This is a genomic window from Streptomyces sp. NBC_01283 (assembly GCF_041435335.1).
Classification (GTDB): Bacteria; Actinomycetota; Actinomycetes; order Streptomycetales; family Streptomycetaceae; genus Streptomyces.
Genome location: NZ_CP108430.1, coordinates 6677217 through 6694658 on the forward strand (window position 1 = coordinate 6677217; position 17442 = coordinate 6694658).

14 protein-coding genes are annotated in these 17442 nt (G+C 71.8%); 7 read left to right on the top strand and 7 right to left on the bottom strand.

Annotated elements, in window-relative coordinates; genetic code table 11:
• Positions 1-187: 187 nt before the first annotated feature.
• Genes OG302_RS30230 through OG302_RS30240 form a run of 3 tightly spaced genes read right to left on the bottom strand, consistent with a single transcriptional unit; the run spans position 188 to position 3745 of the window.
• Positions 188-805 carry a TetR/AcrR family transcriptional regulator gene (locus OG302_RS30230; protein WP_371529657.1) on the bottom strand — a complete coding sequence of 206 codons (618 nt, stop codon included), beginning with the start codon at positions 803-805 and terminating at the stop codon, positions 188-190.
• 50 nt (positions 806-855) lie between these two features.
• On the bottom strand, positions 856-2940 hold the full coding sequence (locus OG302_RS30235) for a YhgE/Pip family protein (protein ID WP_371529658.1): 2085 nt from the start codon (positions 2938-2940) through the stop codon (positions 856-858).
• Positions 2912-3745: an ATP-binding cassette domain-containing protein gene (locus OG302_RS30240; protein WP_371529659.1), complete on the bottom strand. Its 834-nt coding sequence runs from the start codon at positions 3743-3745 to the stop codon at positions 2912-2914. Before OG302_RS30240 ends, OG302_RS30235 begins: the two co-directional genes overlap by 29 nt.
• 163 nt (positions 3746-3908) lie before the next feature.
• On the opposite strand from OG302_RS30240, the gene OG302_RS30245 reads away from it, so the two are divergent.
• The 3 genes from OG302_RS30245 to OG302_RS30255 all read left to right on the top strand — a co-directional run bounded on the left by OG302_RS30245 (position 3909) and on the right by OG302_RS30255 (position 6034).
• Positions 3909-4445: an SAV_6107 family HEPN domain-containing protein gene (locus tag OG302_RS30245; RefSeq protein ID WP_371529660.1), complete on the top strand. Its 537-nt coding sequence runs from the start codon at positions 3909-3911 to the stop codon at positions 4443-4445.
• A 127-nt stretch (positions 4446-4572) separates the two neighbouring features.
• The gene (locus OG302_RS30250) at positions 4573-5349 is read left to right on the top strand and encodes a class I SAM-dependent methyltransferase (protein ID WP_371529661.1); all 777 of its coding nucleotides are present in this window, start codon (positions 4573-4575) and stop codon (positions 5347-5349) included.
• 274 nt (positions 5350-5623) lie between these two features.
• Positions 5624-6034: a DUF3040 domain-containing protein gene (locus OG302_RS30255; protein ID WP_361826913.1), complete on the top strand. Its 411-nt coding sequence runs from the start codon at positions 5624-5626 to the stop codon at positions 6032-6034.
• 84 nt (positions 6035-6118) lie between these two features.
• On the opposite strand, the gene OG302_RS30260 is transcribed toward OG302_RS30255, so the two are convergent.
• The 4 genes from OG302_RS30260 to OG302_RS30275 all read right to left on the bottom strand — a co-directional run bounded on the left by OG302_RS30260 (position 6119) and on the right by OG302_RS30275 (position 11865).
• On the bottom strand, positions 6119-8557 hold the full coding sequence (locus tag OG302_RS30260) for a DUF3488 and DUF4129 domain-containing transglutaminase family protein (RefSeq protein WP_371529662.1): 2439 nt from the start codon (positions 8555-8557) through the stop codon (positions 6119-6121).
• A 73-nt stretch (positions 8558-8630) separates the two neighbouring features.
• Entirely contained in the window at positions 8631-9998 is a 1368-nt protein-coding gene (locus OG302_RS30265) for a DUF58 domain-containing protein (protein ID WP_371529663.1), read from the bottom strand.
• Complete coding sequence (locus OG302_RS30270; RefSeq protein WP_361826904.1) at positions 9998-11017, bottom strand: MoxR family ATPase; 1020 nt, start codon at positions 11015-11017, stop codon at positions 9998-10000. Before OG302_RS30270 ends, OG302_RS30265 begins: the two co-directional genes overlap by 1 nt.
• Before the next feature lie 227 nt (positions 11018-11244).
• Complete coding sequence (locus OG302_RS30275; RefSeq protein ID WP_371529664.1) at positions 11245-11865, bottom strand: beta-class carbonic anhydrase; 621 nt, start codon at positions 11863-11865, stop codon at positions 11245-11247.
• Positions 11866-12224: 359 nt separating this feature from the next.
• Between OG302_RS30275 and rsmH the strand changes: the two genes are divergently transcribed.
• Genes rsmH through OG302_RS30295 form a run of 4 tightly spaced genes read left to right on the top strand, consistent with a single transcriptional unit; the run spans position 12225 to position 17441 of the window.
• Positions 12225-13181 carry a 16S rRNA (cytosine(1402)-N(4))-methyltransferase RsmH gene (gene rsmH / locus OG302_RS30280; RefSeq protein ID WP_371529665.1) on the top strand — a complete coding sequence of 319 codons (957 nt, stop codon included), beginning with the start codon at positions 12225-12227 and terminating at the stop codon, positions 13179-13181.
• A gap of 48 nt (positions 13182-13229) precedes the next feature.
• Positions 13230-13784: a septum formation initiator family protein gene (locus OG302_RS30285; protein ID WP_371529666.1), complete on the top strand. Its 555-nt coding sequence runs from the start codon at positions 13230-13232 to the stop codon at positions 13782-13784.
• Positions 13785-13789: 5 nt separating this feature from the next.
• Positions 13790-15754 carry a peptidoglycan D,D-transpeptidase FtsI family protein gene (locus OG302_RS30290; RefSeq protein WP_371529667.1) on the top strand — a complete coding sequence of 655 codons (1965 nt, stop codon included), beginning with the start codon at positions 13790-13792 and terminating at the stop codon, positions 15752-15754.
• 34 nt (positions 15755-15788) lie between these two features.
• On the top strand, positions 15789-17441 hold the full coding sequence (locus tag OG302_RS30295; RefSeq protein WP_371529668.1) for a UDP-N-acetylmuramoyl-L-alanyl-D-glutamate--2,6-diaminopimelate ligase: 1653 nt from the start codon (positions 15789-15791) through the stop codon (positions 17439-17441).
• The last annotated feature ends 1 nt before the right edge of the window (position 17442 follow it).

Sequence of the window (17442 nt, forward strand, 5' to 3'; positions counted from 1 at the left end):
TGGCCGCTCCTCCCACCCCTCGAAGGTGGGAGTGAGGCGCGGGGAGACGGGCGGTGCCTGGGGGGATGACCACCCCGAGGGGCCGAACGGGGGACCACGGGGGAACGCAAGAAGCGCCGGCCCGGTGCCACCTGGAGATCAGGTGGCACCGGGCCGGCGCCTTTGCGGTGCGCGGTCGCGGGCCGGGTCAGCGCCCGCCGCTCACCCGGCCCTGGAGCAGTCGCGACAGCGCCGAGTGCACGTCGTCGAGGGAGCGCTCCGGCTGGAAGGCCTGCCAGTCGAGGGCCGCCACCAGGACCATCCCGACGAGCGCGGCGGCCGTCAGGGGGATGTCGATCTCCTCGCTGAGCTCGCCGTTCTCGACGCCCGCGCGCAGGACGTCCTCGACGACGGCGACCGCCTGCTGCCTGACCACCATCAGGGTGGACTGCCAGGCGCGGTTGGTGCGCCACAGCTCGGCGACGTACAGCTGGGTGAAGGCCGGATAGCGGTCGATGAAGACCAGGCCCGCCCGGATCATCGCGTCCAGCGCGTCGACCTGGCTGCCGCCGCTCCCCGCCACCTTCTCGGACGCCTCCTTCAAGGAGGCGGTGAGCAGGCCGACGCCGTGCCGCAGCAGCTCTTCGAAGAGGACCGACTTGCTCGCGAAGTTGTAGTAGACCGTGCCCTTCGCGACCCCGGCCCGCTCGGCGATCTCGTCGACCGTCGTGGCCGAGAAGCCCTGCTCCGCGATGAGGGTGACGGCCGCCTCGTAGAGCTTCTGCCGGGTGGCCTCACGCCGGGTGCTGGTTGCGCTGCTGTCCATGGGCCCGATTCTCACAGGTCTCGGCGCCCGTACAGGCGCGGTCGGGGGTCTCACAGGCTCAGCTCCGGGTGCAGACGGTCCAGGGTCCACACCTGCTTGCGGCGCGCGGAGAGCGCGGTGAGCGCCAGGGCGCCCGCCGTGAAGGCCGTGAGCACCACGCACGCCTGCCATACGGGGCCGAGCCCGCCGCCCGTGATGAGCCTCCGGAGGGCGTCGACGACGTAACTCATCGGCAAGAAGGGGTGGATCGCGCCGAAGAAGGACGGACTCGTCTGTACGGGGTACGTGCCGCCGGCCGAGGTCAGCTGGAGCATCAGGGCCGCGAGGACGAGGATCCGCCCGGCCGCTCCGAAGCGTGCGTTCAGCCACTGGACGATCGCCGCGAAGCAGCACGTCACCAGGCAGAGGAAGCCCACCGTCCCGGCGGCCCGCGCCATCTGCAGGCCCAGGCCCCAGTGCAGGACCGACATCAGGGCCGCCGTCTGGAGCACGCCGAGCGCTGCGACCGGCAGCCAGCCCGCGAACGCGATGCGCCAGGCAGAGGCGCCCGCGGCGAGCGCGCGCCGGTTGAGCGGCTGGATCAGCATGTACGCCACCATCGCGCCGACCCACAGGGACAGCGGGATGAAGTACGGGGCGAAACCGGTGCCGTAGTTGGGTGCCTTGTGCATCGACTGGGAGGCGAGCTGGACCGGGTCGGCCATGACGTCGGTGCGCTGGTCGCGGTCCTTCTTGCCGTAGTCGGGGATCTTCTTGACGCCGTCGTGCAGCCCGCCGGACAGCTTTCCGGAGCCGTCGGCCAGCTTGAACATGCCGCCCTTGAGGTCGGTCGCGCCCGTCTCCAGCTTGCCGATGCCCGTGTCGAGGTCGTCGGCGCCGGTCTTGGCGGTGCCGAGGCCCGTGTGCAGCTTCTTGGCGCCCTTGGCGACCTTCCCCGCGCCCGCGTTGAGGTCGTTGATCTGGGTGACGGCCTTGTTCAGGTCCTCGTCGAGGTGCGGGGCACGGTCGGCGAGCGCCTGCGACTTCTCCTGCAGCGCGGCGAGGTGTTTGTCGAGCTTCTTGACGTCGCTGTTCTGGTCCTTGACCACGGTGTTCATGTCGTCCGCGATGGTCGACACGTTCTCCGCGGCCTTCTTGGCCTTTTTGATCTGCGGGCAGGCCGGGTCGGGCACCGGGAGGTTCTCGCAGCGCTCCGTGTAGAAGCCGCCGATGATCTCGGATCCGTTCTTGGCGCCTTCGGCCGCACCGGGTGCGAGCTTGACCCAGGTGTCCAGGTTGCCGCGCAGCGCCTTGGAGGAGTCGGCGACGAGCTGGGCCGTGTCCCCGATGGTCTTGCCGTTGTCCTTCAGGAAGGGCCGCACCTGGTCCGCGGTGCCGTTGACCTTGTCGGCCAGCTTCTGGGTGCCGTCCGAGACCTTCTTCGAGCCGGTCTCCAGCTTGCCGGCGCCCTTGTCGAGCTTCTTGATGCCCCCGGCCAGGTCGCTGCTGCCGTTCTTGGCGTCCTTGAGGCCGGTCGCGAGCTTCTTGGTGCCCTTCTTGGCCTCGCCGATGCCGCTGTCGAGCTTGTCGGCCCCCTTGGCGGCCTTCTCGGTCGCCCCGTGGATGTCGGAGAACGAGATGAAGATCTTGTCGAGGAAGGAGCGCGAGGCCTTGGTGGAGGCCGCGGTGCGCACCTCGGAGAAGACCGTCCGGGAGATCTGCCCGACGATGTAGTTGTTGGCGTCGTTCGTGCGGACCTGCAGGGCGCTGGTCTCCGGGGAGTCGCCCGAACTCGACGCGACGCGCTTGCTGAAGTCGGACGGCATCGTCAGGGACAGGTAGTACGTCCCGTCCTCGACGCCCTTGTGCGCCTCGGCGGAACTCACCTCGTGCCAGTCGAAGGTCTTGCTGTCCTTGAGACCGTCGACGATGCCGTCGCCCACCGCGAGCTTCTTGCCGGCGGCCGTGGCCCCCTTGTCGTCATTGACGAGCGCCACGGGTATGCGGTCGAGACGGCCGTACGGGTCCCAGAACGAGCAGAGGTACAGCGCGCCGTACAGCAGGGGCAGCAGCAGGAGCGCGGCGAGTGCCGCGCGCGGAAGCTTCCCCCTGCCGAAGCGCCTGAGCTCAAGCGCGGCGAGCTTCGGCGAGCGCATCGGCCGTCTCCTTGTCGTCGTCGTTGCTGGTGTCGCTGGAGTTGCCGGAGTCGCTGGTGTCGCTGAAGTCATCGGAGTCGCTGGAGTCGCGCTTGTCCGTGTGCACGGCGATCGCGTCGAGCGACTCATCGGGTGCTTCGTCGCACACGGCGACGACAGTGGTGCCGCTGTCCGCGATGGACTTCAAGAGGGCCCAGGCCTCGCGCCGTTCGGCGTCCGACAGCTTGAGGTCGACGTCGTCGACGCCCAGCAGCCGGGGCCGCCCGATCAGGGCCAGGGCGATGGAGAGCCGCAGCACCTCGAGGCGCTCCAGATCGCGTACGGAGGTCCGCCGCCCCTTGGGCAGCGCCTCCATGTCGAGCCCCGCGGTGGCCAGCGCCGTGTCGATCCGCAGCCGTGCCTCGTTCGCCCGCTCGGCGCGCGGCCTCAGCAGAGTGCGCAGCGAGCCGCCGAACCGCCGCTCCAGAAGCGCCCGTTCGTGGAGATGCTCGGCGACGGTCAGCGCCGGATCGAGATCCGTCACGCCGGGCACGGGCCCGAGAGCGCTGATCCTGCGGACCGCCGCGAGCTGCTTGGGCAGCCGGAAGCGCCCCACCGAGGCCTCGCCCTCTGTGGGACGCATCCGCCCGGTGAGCGCGAGCAGCAGACAGGTCCGTCCCGACCCCGACGCCCCCTGGATCGCGATCAGCGACCCGGGTCCGGCCTCGACCCCGACCTCGCGGAACGCCCAGCCCCGCGGTCCCTTGAGCCCGAAACCCCGTGCTGTGACGGCGGCTCCCCGCGTGCCGTCGTTCGACCCGTCCACAGTTCCCCCTCGCGTCTCTTATTTTGAACTGACTGGTCAGTGCAAAAACTAACGCGAACCCGCGATCGGGGCAAAGTCGCAGGTCAGGGCCGATTGTCAGTGGCGTACTACACGATGTGCACATACGGCCACATAGCCGTTACGCGACGACAGGAGGTTCGTCATGGCCAGCACTTCCGCAGCAGCCGCACGTCGGCACCGCCCCGTCGGCCCCGCCCCCTCGGCCACCGGCCCCGCAAGCGACGTGCACCCCGTCCTGCGCCGGGCCACGGCTCCGCCCGCCGCTCTCGAACTGCTCGCCCAGGCCCGCGCCGGCATCGACGAGGCCGCACACCTGGAGACTCCGAACGAGCGCTATGCCACGGCCCACCTCGCCGCCCTGCGCACCGCCGCCGCGGTCCTCGCGGCCCGCGGCCGGCCCGAGGCGACCCCGCGCCGCAGGCAGCGGATCCGGAGCGCCTGGGAAGTGCTCCCCGAGATAGCCCCCGAACTGACCGAGTGGAGCGCCCTGTTCGCCTCCGGCGCGGCCCGCAGGGCCCGCGCGGAGGCGGGCATACAGGGCGCGGCCACCACCCGGGACGCGGACGACCTGCTGCGTGACGTGGGGATGTTCTTACGCCTCGTCGAGCGGATGCTGGTGCTGCAGCCCGTGCTGCCCCAGCCCAGGCAGGAGCCGCCGGACGCGAGCCGAGACGGGTGACGGGGCACCCGGCCGAAGGCAATAGGGTGGGAGCGCCCGCACCCTCCTGACTGCCGCAACAGCAGGCGGAGGGAACCCCCTAGCTCCGCCGCGGACGTGCGGTGGACGCGCCGAGGAGTCAACTGCCGTGTCGGACCCGATGCGCCCCCGCGCTTCTCTCCGTACCGCCGTGGTCTGGGAGGTCCTCAAGGACGCTCTCGACCGCCGGGTCAAGGCCACGGGCCGGGAGTCACACTCCCTCGACGTGCTCGACACCGGAGGCGGCAGCGGAAACTTCGCCGTGCCCGTCGCCCGCCTCGGCCATCGCGTCACCGTCGTCGACCCCAGCCCGAACGCCCTCTTCGCGCTCGAGCGCCGGGCCGCCGAGGCGGGCGTCGCCGACCGGGTGCGCGGCGTCCAGGGCGACGTACACGGCCTCTTCGACGTCGTGGAGCGCGCCGGGTTCGACGCGGTCCTGTGCCACGGCGTCCTGGAGTACGTGGACGACCCCGCCGAGGGCGTGCGCAACGCGGTCGGCGCGCTGCGCCCCTCCGGCACCCTCAGCCTGCTCGCCGCGGGCCTCGGCGGAGCCGTGCTCGCCAGGGCGCTCGCCGGGCACTTCACCGAGGCCAGGCAGGCGCTCGGCGACCCGGCCGGACGCTGGGGCGACGGCGACCCCGTGCCCCGGCGCTTCACCGCCGACCAGCTCACCGAGCTGGTCGAGGGCGCGGGCGTCAGGGTCGACGCCGTGCACGGCGTGCGGGTCTTCGCCGACCTGGTTCCCGGGGTCCTGGTGGACACCGAACCCGGTGCGCTGGAGGCCCTCCTGAAGCTGGAGGCGGCCGCCGCCGAGCTCGCCGCCTTCCACTCCGTGGCCACCCAGCTGCATGTGCTCGGTGAGACCCGGGATGCCGACGGGGCCTGATGTCCGGCACGGCTGCCCCGCTGATCAGCGACGCAGCCGCACATGGAGTACGGCACACACCCCCCGAACGGGCTATGGGCGCCGTATGATCGAGGCAGACCGTCCGGCATGCCGGATCGGCCGCTGGGGAATGCACGCTTCAGCGAGCCGGAGCGGCAGGGTGGTCCGGTTTGGCGAAGTTGGCGCAGAGGGGCGGGTTTCACGGGGGCGATTCCCTGCCTATCCTGAAGGGGACCCCCGGTCGCCCCGGCGACTGCACGATGAGGAGGACTCCGTGCCGCTCTCGGAGCACGAGCAGCGCATGCTCGAGCAAATGGAGCGAGCGCTGTACGCCGAAGATCCCAAGTTCGCGACAGCGCTCGAGGGAAGCGGGCTGCGTACGTACACCCGGCGACGGGTCTACCAAGCGGTCGCGGGCTTCCTTGTGGGTATCGCCCTTCTCATGGCCGGAATGGTCGCCCAGCAGATTTGGGTGAGCGTGGTGGGATTCCTCGTCATGCTGGGATGTGCGGTGCTCGCCGTCACCGGATGGCGCAAGGCGCCCAAGCCAGGTGAACAGCCGGCCGCCGGCACGCCCACGGCACCGGGCGGCGCCCCGGCCCGTCGGCAGACCAGGCAGCGCCGGTCGATGATGGACCGGATCGAGCAGCGGTGGCAGCGTCGCCGCGATGAACAGGGCCAATAAGTTTTTCAGCTTGCTGTGCGTAGTGCGTAAGGGGTGACCGCCAAGGCGGTCACCCCTTACGCATGCTCAGCCCGCCTGCCGTGTTCAGCCCTTCTGCTGCGAAGGCTGTGCCGGCGACGGCTGTGACGGCCTCCGCAGTGCCGCCCACCGCTTGGCGATCCGCTCGGACCACCGGACCTTGACCGCCGTCCAGCGGTCCGAGACCGCCCACACCACCCGTGCGGCCGAACGCGGGGCGAGTGTCGCCCGCAGCCGGGCCGGACGGCTCGCCGTGGCACCCAGACCGTCGGACACGCGGCGTACGTCGTCGCCCAGGCCCGCCACCTGCTGCGGCCGTGGCGCGTAGAGCACCTGTTCGACCGCGGCGGCCAGGCGGTGGACGGCCTCCGCGGGTGCCGCGGTGAGCTGTCCGACGCGCACGATCCGGGCCGCGGCCTTGCGCGGGGTCTGTGACTCGTCCGGCGCGATCCCGTGGTCCCAGGCCGTATCGGTCACCTCCAGCCAGGCGGCGAGAGTCCGCGAGGCCGCGTCCGCGTCCGTACGCCCCGTCGAGCCAAGACGCACCGCACGGATCCGCTTGCGCCACAGCATCGGCAGCAAGGGCAGGCCGAGGACCACCAGTGCCCCCAGGGCCACGGCCACGATCATGCCGATCGGCGGTCCGTCGCCGCCCGAGCCGCCCGCGATCGCCGGGGCCGTGCTCGCACAGCCGCCCTGCTTCTGCTGGTCGGTCGGGCAGCTCGCGGAGGCCGAGGGCTCGTCGGAGGGTGCCGCCGACGAACTGGCCTCGGGCGCCGCCGGGTCGCTCGCGCCGTCGGACGGGGTGTCCGGGCGCGTGTAGTCCGGCACCGTCCCGCGGTTCGGGGTCGGCTCGAAGCGGGTCCAGCCCACGCCCTCGAAGTACAGCTCGGGCCAGGCGTGCGCGTCCCGCAGCCCGACCGACATCGAACCGTCCCCCTGCGCGGCACCGGGAGTGAAGCCGACCGCGACGCGCGCCGGGATGCCCAGCGTCCGCGCCATCGAGGCCATCGCGAAGGAGAAGTGGACGCAGAAGCCCTCCTTCTGCTCCAGGAAGCGGGCGATCGCCGCCGGGCCGCTGCCCGCGCGCACCTGCGTGTTGTAGGTGAAGCCGCCCTCCGAGGCGAACCAGTCCTGGAGCTTGACCGCCTTCTCGTAGTCGTTCGCCGTGCCCTTGGTGATGCGGCGGGCCTCGGTGGCCACCACGGACGGCAAGGTGTCGGGCACCTTGGTGAACTCTTCCGCGATCTGCTTGGGCGGCTCGGCCGCGTTGGCCAGCTGCTCGGCCGTGGGCTCCACGATGAGGCTCTTGACCTCGTACTGCGCGCCGCTCGTCGTCTGCCCGCGGTCGCCCACCAGGGCGCGCCCCACCGGCTCGTACCGCCAGCGGCCGCTGATCTTCACCTCGCTGGCCGGGTAGGGCATCGGCAGCCAGTTCTGCGCGTACTTGTCGGCGGCCGAGATGTTCGTCTGGATCTCGCTCCTGCGGACGTCCGGGTAGAGCCCCGGCGGGTCCTCCAGGCGCGGCGGCACGTCCTCGATGCTGCGGACGGTGGTCTTCCACGTCGTGCCGTCGAACTGGTCGAGGGAGACGATCCGCAGATAGAGGTTGTCGGTCTGCTTGGCGTTCGTCTTGTAGGAGATGACCTCGCGGTCGTCCGGTTCGTTCAGGCTGTCCTGGAGCGCGACCAGCGGATTCACCGCGGAGATCGTGCCGCCACCGCCGGAACCCGAGCCCCCGGCACCGCCGGAACCGTCCAGGAGCCCGCCGTCCAGGGCGGGCAGCGCGAGCGGCACCACCAGGGCGATGCCCAGGGCCACCGCGCCGATGCGCCGCCCCGTGCGGACCGGTGCGATCGCGCCGCTGTCGGTCTCCAGGCCCCCGGAGATCCGGCCGGGCGCACGCGCCGCGCCCCCGAAGACCCGCCCCCACTGGGAGAGCCGGTCGCGGCCCTCCGCCAGGAGCAGCAGCAGATATCCGGCCGCCGCGAGCAGGAACCACAGCCACCCGGCCCCGTTCCCGGAGAGCCCGGCGGCGACCGAGTACAGCGCGAGCAGCGGAAGACCCGCGGGCGCCGCCGTACGGAACGTCACCGCGAGGGCGTCCACCGCGAGGCCGATCACCAGGACGCCGCCGACCAGCATCAGCCGGATGCCGTCACTGAGCGGCGCCGGAATCGCGTACTGCCCGACGTCGTTGCCGCCCGCCTGGAGGAGCAGCCCGAACTCCCGGAACACGTCCGGGCCCGGAAGCACCCCGCCGATCGCCTGCTCACGGGCGAACACCAGCGTCAGGAGCAGCAGCGTCACCAGGGCCTGCACCGCGACCGTGACCGGCCGGGCCAGCGGCACGCGCCGGGTGAGCGCGCCCACGCCGCTCTGCAGCGCGAGCAGGATCGCCGCCTGGACGAACCACGTCGCCGGATCGACGAGCGGCAGCAGCGCCCCGGATGCCATCAGCGTCGCTGCCGTGGCACAGAGCGCGAGTCGCGCGCGCCCACTCATGAACGTCCCCCTGTTGTCGTGCGTGTGGTCCTGCCGGACGGGCGGCCGCTCGTCCGCGGCCCCCGGTCCCGGTTCATCCCCAGCCGCCGGTGGTCGTCCCCGCGGCGGGGGCCGGGCCCGTGCTGGCCCGCAGATGGTCCGCCTGGCGCCACAGGTCCACCAGAGCGACCCCGGGAGGCACCGCCACGGCCGTCCAGCCCGCCTGGCGCAGCATCCGGACCCGCTCGTCGCCGCGGCCCGCGGGAGCGCCGTTCGCGCCCTGTGCCCAGGCCGTGCTGTCCAGGACGAAGGCGACCGCCGCGCCGCTGCGCTGCCGCATCTTGGCGGCCACCGTCGCCTGCTCCTCGTCGAGATCGCCGAGGAAGGCGATCAGCAGGCCTTCGTTGCCCCCGCGCAGCACGTCGTACGCGGGGGAGAGCCCCGCGCCGTCCGAGTGGTCGATCACCGCGAGGGTGTCCATCATCAGTCCCGCCGCGTCCGCCGACTCCTGGCTCGCGCCCGCGAAGCCGTCCGAGCCCTCGCCGGGCACGGAGTTCCCGGTGTCGGTCAGCAGCCTTACCGAGAAGCCCCGTTCGAGCATGTGCACCAGAGCGGACGCCGTGCCCGACACCGCCCACTCGAAGGCCGATTCGGGCCCCGCGCCCCGGAAGGCGTGCGCCCGGGTGTCCAGGAGCACCGTGCAGCGGGCCCGCTGCGGCTGCTCCTCGCGGCGCACCATCAGCTCGCCGTAGCGGGCCGTGGAGCGCCAGTGGACGCGGCGCAGGTCGTCGCCGTGGCGGTAGCCCCGCGGGATCACGTCGTCCTCACCCGCGAGGGCCAGCGAACGGTTGCGCCCGTCGCCGTACCCCTTGGCCTCACCGGTGAGGCGCACCGGCGGCAGCGCCTCCACCCGCGGGATGACCGTCAGGGTGTCGTACGTGGAGAAGGAGCGGGTCAGTTCGCACATCCCGAACGGGTCCGTCAGACGCAGTTGCAGCGGGCCCAGCGGATAGCGCCCCCGCAGGTCCGAGCGGACGCGGTAGGACACCTCACGGCGGCCCCCCGCCTCCACCCGGTCGAGCACGAACCGGGGCCGCGGCCCCAGGACGTAGGGCACCCGGTCCTGGAGCATCAGGAGGCCCGTGGGCAGTCGCGAGACGTTGTCCATCCGCAGGTGGACCCGGGCCTCCGAACTCGCGGGCACGCGCGCGGGGGAGAGCCTGCGGCTGCCCGCGACGCGGTAGCGGGTCCGGTAGAGCACCGTCGCGCACACCAGCGGAAGGACGGCGAGCAGCAGCCCGACCCGGAGCAGATCGCTCTGCCCCAGGACGTACGCGCAGATGGCGGCGGCGATCCCGGCCGCGAGGAACGAACGCCCGCGCGTGGTCAGACCCGCGAGCGCGGTCCGCAGTCCGCCCTTGCCCTCCTCGGCCTGCGCCGGCTGCGGCCCCCCGGCCGCCATCACAGCCTCCGTGCGCCGGGCGGCTGCTGGTTGAAGTAGCCGCTGTTCGGCTGGGCGGCGGCGGGCACGGGCGTGCGCTGGAGGATCTCCAGGACGACCGATTCGGCCGTACGCCGGTTCAACTGGGCCTGGGCCGTGGGCAGCAGCCGGTGCGCGAGCACCGCCACGGCCAGCGCCTGGACGTCGTCCGGCAGGGCGAACTCCCGGCCGCTGAGGGCCGCGGAGGCCTTGGCCGCCCGCAGCAGGTGCAGCGTCGCGCGCGGCGACGCGCCGAGTCTCAGGTCCGGGTGGTTGCGGGTCGCCCCGACCAGGTCCACGGCGTACCGCCGTACGGAGTCGGCGACGTGGACCGTGCGGACCGCGTCGACGAGCTTCACGATGTCGTGCGCGTGCGCCACCGGCTGGAGGTCGTCCAGCGGCGAGGCGCCCCCGTGCACGTCCAGCATCTGCAGCTCGGCCTCCGGGTTCGGATAGCCGATCGAGACGCGCGCCATGAAACGGTCACGCTGCGCCTCGGGCAGGGGATACGTCCCCTCCATCTCGACGGGGTTCTGCGTCGCCACCACCATGAAGGGGCTCGGCAGCTCGTACGTCTGCCCGTCGATGGTGACCTGGCGCTCCTCCATGGACTCCAGGAGCGCGGACTGCGTCTTCGGAGACGCGCGGTTGATCTCGTCGCCGATCACGATCTGCGCGAAGATCGCGCCGGGCTTGAACTCGAAGTCCCGGCGCTGCTGGTCGAAGATGGACACACCAGTGATGTCCGACGGCAGCAGGTCGGGCGTGAACTGGATGCGCCGCACGGAGCAGTCGATGGACCGCGCCAGCGCCTTGGCGAGCATGGTCTTGCCCACGCCCGGTACATCTTCGATCAGCAGGTGCCCCTCGGCGAGGAGCACGGTCAGCGAAAGCCGTACGACCTCTGGCTTGCCCTCGATCACACCCTCGACCGACCTGCGGACACGCTCCGCTGTGGCGGTCAGATCTGTGAGGCTCGCTCGATCGTCATAGGTCGTCACCCGGCCCTCCTCGGACACGTTCTCCCGGGCCGACGCATGTGTGTGCGGCCCGGCCCACCCCGAATCACGGACACCACGCACGAATCGTTCAGCGTGGTGCCCCACCCCGCATTCTTGTTGGGCATACCGGGTTGTGTCACTCGCCCGCGGATAACTGGCGGCGATATGTCGGGTCTTACGGCCTTTTGGTAGCCACGTCGCTCAGGAAAGGTCCGGTCCGGAGCCCGTCACGCAGGGTCGATCTCCCGCAAGAGACCCGTGGTCACGTCGAAGACGAATCCCCGCACGTCGTCGGTGTGCAGGAGGAACGGCGAGGTCCGCACCCGCTGCATCGACTGCCGCACGTCCTGGTCGACGTCGCGGAAGGCCTCCACCGCCCAGGAGGGCCGCTGGCCGACCTCGAGCTCCAGCTCGTGCCGGAACTCCTCGGTGAGGCTCTCCAGGCCACAGCTGGTGTGGTGGATCAGTACGACACTGCGCGTGCCGAGGGCGCGCTGGCTGATGGTCAGGGAGCGGATGACGTCGTCGGTGACCACGCCGCCCGCGTTGCGGATCGTGTGGCAGTCGCCCAGTTCGAGGCCGAGCGCGTCGTGGAGGTCGATGCGGGCGTCCATGCAGGCGACGACGGCCACGCCGAGGACAGGGCGGGCGTCCATGCCGGGATCGGTGAAGCCGGAGGCGTACGTCTGGTTCGCCTCGACGAGACGGTCCGTGACGGTGCCGGCGGCTATGTCACCGCTCGGCTCTGCGGGGAAGCGGCCCGTAGGGGATGCGGAAGTCGACATGACTATGACGGTAGTCGGCACTGATCGCTCGGGCCCGCTGTGAGAAGGGACAAAGAACGTCAATGAGTCTTGTTGTGAGCTAACCCACAGGGGCGCGACGGCTACCCCCGAACGGGTGACGAGGGGCGTTTTGCGGCTCCTCCACGACCGGTCCGCGACGCGCAGGCCAGTTGATTGACCGGGCGACACGGTGGACTAAAGTGACGCGAAGTGGGAGGGCCGTGACCTGCTCCCCGCTGGACTGTTCACACCGGGGATTCCCTGAATCCCCCCGCGTGCGCGGCGCGTACGCACGGCTCGGCCTCCTCCCGCTCCCGGTCGGCTGACGCCACTTCCCCGGCGCCAGCAGGCCGTTCCCCTTCCCGAGCGGGCGGGGACCCGGCCGTGTGCACGTCTCGCCGCGCCGGATCTGAGAGGGCCCTTTGAGCCAGACCCGACACGTCCCGGTGATGCTCCAGCGATGCCTGGACCTGTTGGCCCCCGCGCTCGCCCAGCCGGGCGCGGTCGTCGTCGACTGCACCCTCGGACTCGGCGGCCACAGCGAGGCCCTGCTGTCCACCTTCCCGTCGGCCCGCCTCATCGGCCTCGACCGCGACAAGGAAGCGCTGCGGCTCTCCGGGGAGCGCCTCGCGCCCTTCGGCGACCGGGCCGATCTGGTGCACGCGGTCTACGACGAACTGCCCGAGGTGCTCGACCGGCTGGGCATCGCGAAGGTCCAGGGCGTCCTGTTCGACCTCGGCGTCTCCTCGATGCAACTCGACGAGGCGGACCGGGGCTTCGCCTACGCGCAGGACGCGCCCCTCGACATGCGCATGGACCAGACGACCGGCGTCAGCGCCGCCGAGGTCCTCAACACGTACGCACCGGGCGAACTGGTGCGGATCCTGCGTCAGTACGGCGAGGAGAAGCAGGCCAAGCGCATCGTGGGCGCCGTCGTGCGCGAGCGCGAGAAGGAGCCGTTCAGCAACAGCGCGCGGCTCGTCGAGCTGATCCGCGACTCCCTGCCGCAGGCCGCCAAGCGCACCGGCGGCAACCCCGCCAAGCGCACCTTCCAGGCCCTGCGCATCGAGGTCAACGGCGAGCTGAGCGTCCTGGAGGCGGCCATCCCGGCGGCCGTGAAGGCGCTGGCCGTCGACGGCCGCATCGCTGTCCTGTCGTACCACTCGCTGGAGGACCGGCTGGTCAAGCAGGTGTTCGCGGCCGGTGCCGCGACGACCGCGCCGCCCGGCCTGCCCATCGTCCCCGAGCGCTACCAGCCCCGGCTCAAGCTGCTCACGCGCGGCGCCGAACTCCCCACCGAGGAAGAGATCGCCGAGAACCGCCGGGCGGCCCCGGCACGGCTGCGGGGTGCGCAGCGCATCCGCGAGGAGACCCCGTGAAGCGCGCCCGCCGGGAGGACCCGTGAACGGCGTCCCTGAGGAGGCCCCATGAGCAAGAAGCCCGAGCTGCGGGGGAGGGCGGCCCGCCTCGCGCGGCTGCTGCCGTCGGGGCCGAGCCAGGCCGCGCGCACGCCGTTCGTGCTGCTCGTCGTGCTGCTGCTCGGCGGCGGCCTGATCACGCTGCTCATCCTGAACTCCTCGCTCAACGAAGGCTCGTTCCAGCTGAGCGAGCTCAAGAAGGAGACGACGGAGCTCACGGACCAGGAGCAGGAGCTCCAGCGGGACGTGGACGCCTACGCCGCCCCCGACGCCCTCCAGCAACGCGCCCGTGAGCTCGGCATGGTGCCGGGCGGCGACCCGGCCTTCCTGAACCCGGACGGCACCGTGCGCGGCGTTCCCGGGGCCGCCGAGCAGTCCTCCGCGCTGCGGCCCGAGCCGCGCCCGCAGGAGGTGGCGTCCCCGGCGCCCTCGGTCTCCATCCCGGTGGCGCCCTCGCCCTCACCGCCCCAGGCGGTCCCGGCGTCCCCGGTGCCCTCCGCCCCGGACGCCCCGCCCACGCCCGACGCCCCCGCGACGCCCGGCTCCACGACCTCCGGCAGGTGACTTAAGTGACGGACCGCCAACCCCCGCGACGCAGGGTCCCGGGTCCCGCGCGGCCCTCGCGCCCCGCCCGCCCCGGCGAACAGCGCCGCGCGGGCGGCGGGCCGCGCCCCGCCGCCCGCCGCCCGCGCCCCGCCCCCAAGCAGCAGGCCCGCACCATCCGGCTCGGCAGCCCGCGGCCCCGCCTTCGCATGGTGAGCCTCGGTCTGACCCTGGTGATGCTGGCCTTCGTCGTACGCCTCCTGCAGGTGCAGGCGGTCGACGCGAGCGTGTACACCACCAAGGCCGAGAAGAACCGCTACTTCAGCCATGTCCTGACCGCCGAGCGCGGCGGCATCACCGACCGCCGCGGCGTCGAGCTCGCCGCCAGCGTGGACGCGTACGACATCACGGCCGACCCCACGATGTTCACCGCGAAGGAGATGGGCATCAAGGACGGGCCCGAACAGGCCGCGGCGCTCCTCGCCCCGATCCTCGACAAGGACGTCGACCGGCTCACCGAGCAGCTCAAGACCCCCAAGACCCGCTACGTCCTGCTCGCCCGCCGGCAGACCCCGCAGGTCTGGAAGCAGATCAAGGACCTGCGCGGCGCGCTCGCCGACAAGGCGCGCACCGACGAGAAGAGCGCCAACGTCCTGGCGGGCGTCTTCCAGGACCCCAGCAGCAAGCGCGTGTACCCGAACGACGACCTGGGCGCCGGGATACTGGGCTGGGTCAACGCCGAGGGCAAGGGCGCCGGCGGCCTGGAACAGCAGCTCAACAAGGAGCTCGCGGGCAAGGACGGCAAGATCAGGTACGCCCAGTCCGGCGGCCACCAGGTGCCCACCGCGGGCAGCACGGAGACGCCCGCCGTGCCCGGCTCCGACGTCGAGCTCACCATCGACCGCGACATCCAGTGGGCCGCGCAGAACGCCATCACCGAGCAGGTGGAGAAGTCCAGGGCGGACCGCGGCTACGTGATAGTGCAGGACAACAAGACCGGCGAGATCCTCGCGATGGCCAACGCCCCGGGCTTCGACCCGAACGACCTCTCGCAGGCCGACGGAACGGCGCTGGGCAACGCCTCGCTCCAGGACGCCTTCGAGCCCGGCTCGACCGCCAAGATCATGTCGATGGCCGCCGTCCTGGAGGAGAACGCGGCCACGCCCGCCACCCACGTGACGGTGCCCAACCGGCTGCACCGCGGCGACCGGCTCTTCAAGGACGACATCGACCACCCGACCTGGCACCTCACGCTCAGCGGCGTACTCGCCAAGTCCAGCAACATCGGCACGATCCTGGCCACCGGCGAGCTGGGCAAGACCCAGCGGGAGGCCAACCGGTCGCTCTACTCGTACCTGCGGAAGTTCGGCATCGGCAGGGAGACCGGGCTCGGTTTCCCCGGCGAGACGTCCGGCATCTTCGCGCCCGCCGACAAGTGGTCCACTTCGCAGCAGTACACGATCCCGTTCGGCCAGGGCTTCTCGATCAACGCCATGCAGGCGGCCTCCGTCTACTCGACCATCGCCAACGACGGCGTACGCATCGAGCCCACGCTGGTGCGCGGCACGAAGGGCCCCGACGGCCGCTTCACGCCCGCGCCCAAGCCCAAGAAGACCCGCGTGGTGAGCACGAAGACCGCCAAGACGGTGTCGCAGATGCTGGAGTCGGTCGTCGACGACGAAGAGGGCACGGGCACCAAGGCGCGCATCCGCGGCTACCGCATCGCAGGCAAGACCGGTACGGCCAACCGGGTCGACCCGGAGACCGGCAGGTACAAGGGCTACACCTCGTCGTTCGCCGGGTTCGCGCCCGCCGACAAGCCGCGCGTCACCGTCTACTGCGCGATCCAGAACGCCACCAAGGGCAGCTACTTCGGCGGCCAGATCTGCGGCCCCATCTACAAGGAAGTCATGCAGTTCGCCCTCAAGACGCTCCAGGTTCCGCCCACCGGCAAGGGCCCGGCCCGGCTGCCCGTCTCCTTCGAACCCTGAGCCCCACCAGACTGAGCCCTACCAGGACGTACCCGTGACAACGATCACTCCGGGGCCGGGGAACCAGCCCCCGCCACACCGCCCGCTTCGCCCAACGGCGGGTCAGCCCGGTACGCTCACCGCCGTGCCACACGCTGATCAGTCCCAAACCACCCAGAAGGGCGTTCCCGTGACATATCCGGGACCGCCGCGGCCGGTCCAGGTCTCCGCGACCCCGCTCGCCAGGATCGCCGATCAGCTGGGCGTCGCCGCCCCGGGCGCGGGGGAGGTAAGCGGCATCACGCACGACTCCCGCGCGGTCCGGCCCGGCGACATCTACGCCGCCCTGCCCGGCGCCCGGCTGCACGGCGCGGACTTCGTCGCCCAGGCGGCCGACCTCGGCGCCGCCGCGATCCTCACCGACCCGACGGGCGCCGAACGCGCCGCCGTCACGGGCCTGCCGGTCCTGGTCGTCGACGATCCGCGCGGCTCCATGGGCGAGCTCGCCGCCACCGTGTACGGCCATCCGGGCCGCGATCTGCTGCAGATCGGGATCACGGGCACGTCCGGCAAGACCACCACGGCGTACCTCGTCGAGGGCGGTCTCAAGGGCGTCCGGTCGACCGGCCTCATCGGCACGGTCGAGATGCGCATCGGTGACGAGCGGATCAAGTCCGAACGCACCACCCCCGAGGCGACCGACCTCCAGGCGCTGTTCGCGGTGATGCGCGAGCGCGGCGTCGAGGCCGTCGCCATGGAGGTCTCCAGCCACGCCCTCGTGCTCGGCCGGGTGGACGGCTGCGTCTTCGACGTCGCCGTCTTCAACAACCTCAGCCCGGAGCACATGGAGTTCCACTCCGGCATGGAGGACTACTTCCAGGCCAAGGCGCAGCTGTTCACCAAACAGCGCTCCAAGGTCGGAGTGGTCAACTTCGACGACGAGTACGGGCGCCGGCTCATCACCGAGTCGGAGGTCCCCGTCACGACCTTCTCCGCCGAGGGCCACCCCGACGCCGACTGGCGCGCGGAAGGCGTCGAGGTCACGCCGTTCGACTCCACGTTCGTCGCGGTCGGCCCGCAGGGGGAGCGGATCACCGCGAAATCCCCGCTGGCCGGACCGTTCAACGTCGCCAACACGCTCTCCGCGATCGTCTCGCTGGCCGTCGCCGGGATCGACCCGCAGCAGGCCGCCGACGGCATCGGCGCCGTGGCCGGTGTGCCGGGCCGCCTGGAGCGCATCGACGCGGGCCAGCCCTACCTCGCGGTCGTCGACTACGCCCACAAGACGGACGCCGTCGAATCGGTCCTGCGCGCCCTGCGCAAGGTCACCGAGAACAAGCTGCACATCGTCCTCGGCTGCGGCGGCGACCGGGACAAGACCAAGCGGATGCCGATGGGCGCCGCGGCGGCCAGGCTCGCCGACACCGCCGTACTGACCTCCGACAACCCGCGCGGCGAGGACCCCCTCGCGATCCTCGCCACGATGCTCGCGGGCGCCGCCGACGTGCCGTCCCACGAGCGCGGCGACGTCGCCGTGTTCGAGGACCGTGCCGCCGCCATCCGCGCCGCCGTCGCCCGGGCCCAGCCGGGCGACACGGTGCTCGTCGCGGGCAAGGGCCACGAGCAGGGACAGGACATCGCCGGGGTGGTGCGTCCCTTCGACGACCGCCAGGTACTTCGCGAAGCAATCCAGCAAACCCAGGGATGAA

Bases quoted from the DNA above. Each gene is read 5' to 3' on its own strand.
- OG302_RS30235 (WP_371529658.1), bottom strand. From the start codon at position 2,940: ATGCGCTCGCCGAAGCTCGCCGCGCTTGAGCTCAGGCGCTTCGGCAGG.
- OG302_RS30245 (WP_371529660.1), top strand. From the start codon at position 3,909: ATGGCCAGCACTTCCGCAGCAGCCGCACGTCGGCACCGCCCCGTCGGC.
- OG302_RS30260 (WP_371529662.1), bottom strand. From the start codon at position 8,557: ATGAGTGGGCGCGCGCGACTCGCGCTCTGTGCCACGGCAGCGACGCTG.
- OG302_RS30230 (WP_371529657.1), bottom strand. From the start codon at position 805: ATGGACAGCAGCGCAACCAGCACCCGGCGTGAGGCCACCCGGCAGAAG.
- OG302_RS30265 (WP_371529663.1), bottom strand. From the start codon at position 9,998: ATGGCGGCCGGGGGGCCGCAGCCGGCGCAGGCCGAGGAGGGCAAGGGC.
- OG302_RS30285 (WP_371529666.1), top strand. From the start codon at position 13,230: ATGAGCAAGAAGCCCGAGCTGCGGGGGAGGGCGGCCCGCCTCGCGCGG.